This is a genomic window from Mycoplasma sp. 1012 (assembly GCF_054343455.1).
In genome coordinates, this window is sequence record NZ_JBTGVG010000035.1 from 1 (window position 1) to 6,574 (window position 6,574).

The following is a 6,574-nucleotide window of genomic DNA, read 5'->3' on the forward strand; positions in this document are numbered from 1 at the left end:
TTAATAAGGCGAACAAAAAAACTTAACCTAATGTTAAGTTTTTTGTCCCACTTTATTTCCTTTATTTTTGTTTCATCATATTTTCATTCAAATTTTTCTTCTTCTTTTTTACCTATATCTCTTTTTTCTTCTTTTTGTATTTGACTACAAGAAATAAAAGAAGTTGCTGAAATTACTGTTAGTAAACCTATGTTAAATACTTTTTTAATTAATGACATAATACCTCCATTTGTATATATAAATTATACTATTTGTTCATATTGTTTTAATAAAACACCACTAAATTTTGAAGTGGTGTTTCTTTATTCTTTAAAGCTATTTTTTTATAAATTCTCTAAATTCTTTGTAATTTAAGAATTTGCTTTTTATTTGTAAATTATTTAATTCATCATTTGAGAATAATGATTTAGAAATTTTAAAAGCAGTATAACTAAAAGTTGGTCAAAAATACTCAGTAGTTTTAAAAATAGGTTCTTCTTTATTTTTGCTCTTTAAATATGAATAATGTTCTAAATCTGCGGAATTAAAAATTAATTCATTTTTATTTTTTTGTACTATTGAATAATAAGGAATCTCAATTTCAAAATTATTTATCTTATTAAAATCTGAATCTGAACTTTTATACAAATTTTGAAAAGTGGCAAATAAATCTCTACTTTTAGCAAAATTATTGAAAATATATATATTGTTATTTAAGTCTAATTTGTTTAAATAAATTAATAAATTTTGATAATTGATTGAATTATATAGATTTTCGTTTTTAAATCTCGCTTCATTTTTTTCTTCTTTATACTTTTCAATATAAGATGCAAAAATATCTTTTATTTGCTTAATATCTTCTTCATTTTGAATAATATAAAATTCTCGCAATTCATTTTTGGTGTTTTCGCTATTAGTTAAGAAAGTAAAATTTTTATTATTTTTTATAATTTTACTTTCTTGATATTTATTAAATTCCTTTTTATATATATTATATTGCTCACTTTCATCAATTGAGTGTGCATTTATGTTACAAGAAACAAAAGTTGTTAATACAGAAATGGGCAAAATAAATGAAAAAAATAATTTATTTTTTAACATAAGATAACGCTAATAAATCATCTACTGAATTTTTAAATAAAGCTGATTCTTTATTTAAAACTCTTAATCTATAATCACCAGTTTCATTTACTTTGTATCTAATAAATTCAACATTAGAATCTTTTGAATTAATTTCAACAACCTTATCTCATGTATTATTTTTTAATTTTTTTTCTAAAATTAAATTATAATTAGAAAATTTTAAATTATTTTGTCTTTTTATTGTTTCTTCTTTTTTTAATTGTTTTGATGAAATATGTTTTTTATTCCAATCATCTTTTTTTCAATAATTTCAAAATTCTCATCATCCTACTTCTGGGATTTTTTCCTCTTCTTTTAGTAAACCTGCATTATAACTTCAAGCAATAGATGCTTGTAATGTTTCACCTTTATTTAAATGAATATTTTCAGAAGTTAATACATATTTTTTTTCTTTATCTTCAAAAGGAATGGAAACTGTTTTTAAATTATTTTTAGCATCTAAAATTTTTGAGTATTTAATTAAGCCAGCACCTATTTTTTTATCCAAACCATTTGTATTTTTTACAATGGCTCCATTATAATCTTCAGTATCAGCAGATGTAGTCAGAATTGATTTATAAATTAAAGGATTTAAAATTCCAAAATCTAAATCTTTTGTTCTCATTAATAGAGAAATAACTCCAGTAACAATCGGTGCAGAATAACTTGTACCAATTAATGTTTTTTCTGGTTTATCATTGAGAAATAAAGTTTCCCCAGGAACAACAAGAAGTGGGTGAGGTAATTCTTTATCTTTTTCATGCAATAAATAATTTGAGAAATCAGACTTTAACATAATATTATTATCAAAATCATAATAAGATGAACCTACTACAATATTATTATATGCTTTTTTGTATGAATTTATAAATTCATTTTCAGTTTCTCTTTCGTCATCATTATTTCCTGAACTAAAAACATTTATAATTCCATATTTTCTAGCAATTGTGTTTAAAAATTCTTCTGCTTCTTCATTTTCATCGTTATCTCCGTTAGTTCCATAACTATGATTTATCACTTTCACTTTTCTTTCTAAAATTAATCACTCTATTTTTTTTCTCCATTCATTTCAAGAAGAAAAATTAGCGTAATTTATTGAAGAAAATCTATCTATTCCTTCATTTTCTGTGGCGATTGAAGTTACGTTTGTACCGTGATTTGAAACATTAGAATCTAATTTATCAAAATCTTTAGCAACAATTAATCTATTTTTAAAATTGCTATTATTTATATTTAAATTGTTTTGATCATCTTTTGTTCTGGTCTCCATTATTCCAATATTATTTTCGTTTTTTATATAAAGGTTAGAATTATTTTCTTTTTGTCTTTCATCATATATTTCTATTAATTTAAACAATTTTTCAAAGGAAATATTGTTATATTTAGAATCCTTTTGTTCTTGCTTGTATTCGCTTTTATAATAATCTGGAATATAATTCTTAATAGTGTTAAAATTATCAACAATATTTTTTAAAGAAAATTTATTTATTTTTAAATTGTTTTTTAACTCTTTATCAATAAATTCTATTAATAATTTTTCTGAACCATAAACTCAAATTTTTGGTTCAATTAAACTAAATTCAAATTTTAATAGTTTATTTTTTTCTGCAAATTTTGAAATATATTTTAAATTTTTATTTTTTCAAAACTCGGTGTTATTTGATGATTTGTCTTTCTCGTTTTCTGATGAATTATATGTAAATTCAATATATTTTTGACTGTTATTGTCGCTTTTTTCCTTAAAACTTATTGTAGGAAAAATGGTGCTAAATGTAATAATTGGTAAAGATAATGTCATTAAAAATTTCTTTTTGATACTTTTTTTCATATAATCTCCTTTATGTTTTTTACAATTAAATTATAGCAAAAATTCATAAAAATTTATTAATACTCATTAATTTATTTATAAAATTTAATATAATATTAAAAATTTGCTCAAATTTATCAAATTTAACTATTATATTAATATATTATTAAAATGAAAATTATTTCTGTTTGGTAAAAATTCAATAAAATTAATAAAACACCACTAAATTTTAAAGTGGTGTTTATTTATTTATTTATATTTTAAAACTTATTTTTTAAGTTTGTTTAATTGGTGAACTGCGTTTCTTGCTGCTTCTCATAACACTTCACTAAATGTTGGGTGTGGGTGAATTGTTGAAGCGATGTCATAAATTGTTGATTCTAAATCCATTGCAAGAACTACTTCAGAAATTAAATCTGTAGCTGCAGCACCAATGATGTGACAACCAATAATTTCTCCATGTTCTTTATCAATAATAAATTTAGCAAATCCTTTTGATTCATGAGCTGCTAATGCTTTTCCGATGAAAGTAAATTGGTGTTTTGCAACAATAAAGTCTTTACCTTGTTCTTTAGCTTGATCTTCTGTTAAACCAACAACAGCAATTTCAGGGTGTGTATAAATACATGCTGGAACTGTTTTTGAAGAGTATTTTACTTGTTTTTTAAGAATATTTGAAACAGCAACAACTGCATGACGATAAGCAACGTGAGCTAGCATAGCTTGTCCTACAACGTCTCCTATTCCATATACTCCTTCAACATTTGTTTGACAGTATTCATCAACTACTAATTGTTTTCTATCTCCGAGTTTAATTCCTACTTCTTCTAATCCAAGAGATTCAGGAACTCTACCTACTGAAACTAAAACTAAATCAGATTTAATTGATTCTTCTTTTCCATTAACTTCATAGAAAATTTTACCTTTTTCATATTTAGTTGTGTTGGCATTTGCTATAACTTCAACACCCATTTCTACTAAATCATTTGAAACTTGTTTAATAATATCTTTATCTAGCATTCCAAGCACAGTTGATAAGTTTTGGATAATTGTTACTTTTGTTCCTGCTGAAGCAAAAACTTGAGCAAACTCAACTCCAATAACCCCACCACCAATAATTGTTAATGATTTTGGTTGTTTTTCTAAATTAATAGCTTCTTTAGAAGTGATTAATTTTCCTTCAGCATAACCTTGTTCAAATCCAGGTAAAGGGATTTTTCTATCACTTGAACCGGTAGCTATAATAATATTTTTAGCTTTATAAACTTTAGAATCAACTTCTACTTCGTGAGCACCTACAAATTTTGCGGTTCCAAAAATAGTTTTTACTTTATTCATTCTCATTAATGCTTGCACACCTGAAGTTAATTGTTTAACAACTTCAGATTTTCTTGCATGCATTTTAGTTCAGTCAATTTTTACGTTTATATTTCCTGTAATTCCGTATTCTGTAGCGTGTTTAACTGAATGAAGAACTTCTGTTGTTTTTAAAAGTGCTTTTGTTGGGATACATCCAACATTTAAACAAACTCCACCTCAGAATTCTCTTTCGATAATTAATGTTTTTAGTCCAGCTCCACCAGCTTCTTCAGCTGCTAGGTATCCACCAGGACCTGATCCAATTACAATAACATCGAATTCTTCTTCAATTTTTCCTGTATATGCTTTACCTTGTTCTTTATTTGAAGATGCTTCTTTTGTTTCTGCTGGTGATTCAACTTTAGTTGTAGCAGTTGTAGAAGGTTTTTTTAATGAAGATAAATCAAATAATTGATTTGAAACTTTCACTTCCCCTACAACAGAAGCACCTCCACCTGTAGATTCTTCTTTTTTAGACTCTTCTTTTTTAGACTCTTGGGCAACAGCATCACCTTTTCCATCATCAATGTGATAAATTTCTTGTCCAACATGGATTGTATCTCCAACAGCCATTAAAACCTTAACAATTTTTCCTGTTGCAGGAGAAGGGATATCTGAAGTTACTTTATCTGTTTCAACAGAAAATAAAGAATCTCCTTCATTAACCATATCCCCTTCTTTTTTGTAGATTTCAGCAACTACACCTTCGTGTAATCCTTCACCTATATCAGCAAATTTAAATTTATGCATTTTATAAAACTCCTAAAATTTCTGGTTTTTCTAATAGTTCTTTAACTCTTGAAGCAAATCTTCCTACAGTTGCTCCATCAATTCATCTGTGATCAGCTGATACAGTTAAATTCATAATTTTTCCTGGAACAATTGCTCCGTTTTTAACTACTGCACGGTCAACAATTGAACCCACTCCTGCTATTGCTAATTCTGGATAGTTAATAACTGGTGTTCCAAATAAAGCACCTACTGAACCATAGTTAGTAATTGTAAATGATCCACCGGACATTTCATTTGGTTTAATTTTTCTATCTCTAGCAGCAAGTGCTAATCTTGAAATTTCTTTTGCCAATTCAACAATTGTTAAGTTTTGTGAATCTTTAACAACAGGAACCATTAATCCCGCTTCTGTATCCACAGCAATTCCAAGGTTTAATGTTGTTGGAAAGACAATTTCTGAATTTGCTTCATCGTATTTAGCAGCAAGAATTGGAAATTCTCTTAATGCTACTAAAATTGCTTTTGCAATATAAGGTAAAAATGTTAATTTTACACCTGTAGTTTTTTGTACATCTTCTACAATTGATTTTCTTAAATCTCATAATTTAGTCATATCGATTTCGTTAACTAAACTGAAGTAAGCAACTGAATCTCTTGAATTAATCATTGCTTTTGCAATTGCTTTTCTAATTGGTGTAATTTTTTCTCTTTTACCATCTAAATAATTAACTGAAGCAGCTGATTCAACTTTAGCTGAAGTTGTAGCAACTGTTTCTTGTTTAGGTGCACTTTTAAAAGATAAAACATCATCTTTTAAAATTCTTCCAAATGGACCTGTACCTTTAACTTGATTAATGTCAATTCCCATTTTTGCAGCAATTGCTCTTGCTAAAGGGGTTGAAATTATTTTATTCATATTTTCCTTTCTTTTAGAATTTAAATCCTACTACTTCTTTTATTTTTGCAACAATTTTATCACTGTCAATTGCGTGATATTTTTCTCCTCTTGCTAAAGGAACTGTAATGTCATAACCTGTTAATCTTGTTAAAGGAGCTTTAATGTATTCAAAAGCTTTTTCATTAACTCTTGTAATAATTTCTGCAGAAACTGAAAATGATTTAACAGCTTCATGAACAACTAATAATCTTCCTGTTTTCTTTACAGAATTAATAATTGTATCTGTATCTATTGGTTTAATTGTTCTTAAATCAATCAATTCTACACTAATTGAGGATTTTTCTTCTATTAGTTTTTTAATTGCTTCGATTGAGTCGTGAACTTGTGCACCATAAGTTACTAATGTTAAGTCTGTTCCTTCTACTAAAACGTTTGCTTTTCCAATTGGAACTTCATAAATTTCAGCTGGTATTTGTTGTTTAAAAGAACGATAGATTTTTTTAGGTTCTAAAAATACAACAGGATCAGGATCATTTAAAGCTGCAATCATTAAACCTTTTGTATCATAAGGTGTTGAAGGCATAACAACTTTTAATCCTGGCACATGTGCAAACATTGCTTCGGGTAGTGTAAGATATTTTGTGTAAATTTCTCTTGCTTACTTTTTAGTAAGAGAT

Annotated in this window: 6 protein-coding genes; all 6 read right to left on the reverse strand. The window is 26.4% G+C overall.

From position 1 onward, the window contains the following. Nucleotides 1-218 (reverse strand): hypothetical protein (locus ACXX89_RS03875; RefSeq protein ID WP_458557716.1); only part of this gene is annotated, 218 nt, incomplete at its 3' end. A gap of 97 nt (nucleotides 219-315) precedes the next feature. Continuing rightward, nucleotides 316-1,080, reverse strand: a complete 765-nt coding sequence (locus ACXX89_RS03880) for a hypothetical protein (RefSeq protein WP_458557717.1) — start codon at nucleotides 1,078-1,080, stop codon at nucleotides 316-318. After that, entirely contained in the window at nucleotides 1,067-2,929 is a 1,863-nt protein-coding gene (locus ACXX89_RS03885; protein WP_458557718.1) for a S8 family serine peptidase, read from the reverse strand. Before ACXX89_RS03885 ends, ACXX89_RS03880 begins: the two co-directional genes overlap by 14 nt. A 246-nt stretch (nucleotides 2,930-3,175) precedes the next feature. Further along, entirely contained in the window at nucleotides 3,176-5,017 is a 1,842-nt protein-coding gene (lpdA, locus tag ACXX89_RS03890; protein WP_458557719.1) for a dihydrolipoyl dehydrogenase, read from the reverse strand. Between the two features lies 1 nt (nucleotide 5,018). After that, the gene (locus ACXX89_RS03895; protein WP_458557720.1) at nucleotides 5,019-5,915 is read right to left on the reverse strand and encodes a 2-oxo acid dehydrogenase subunit E2; all 897 of its coding nucleotides are present in this window, start codon (nucleotides 5,913-5,915) and stop codon (nucleotides 5,019-5,021) included. Between the two features lie 13 nt (nucleotides 5,916-5,928). Continuing rightward, nucleotides 5,929-6,513 carry an alpha-ketoacid dehydrogenase subunit beta gene (locus ACXX89_RS03900; protein ID WP_458557721.1) on the reverse strand — a complete coding sequence of 195 codons (585 nt, stop codon included), beginning with the start codon at nucleotides 6,511-6,513 and terminating at the stop codon, nucleotides 5,929-5,931. Nucleotides 6,514-6,574 lie beyond the last annotated feature (61 nt).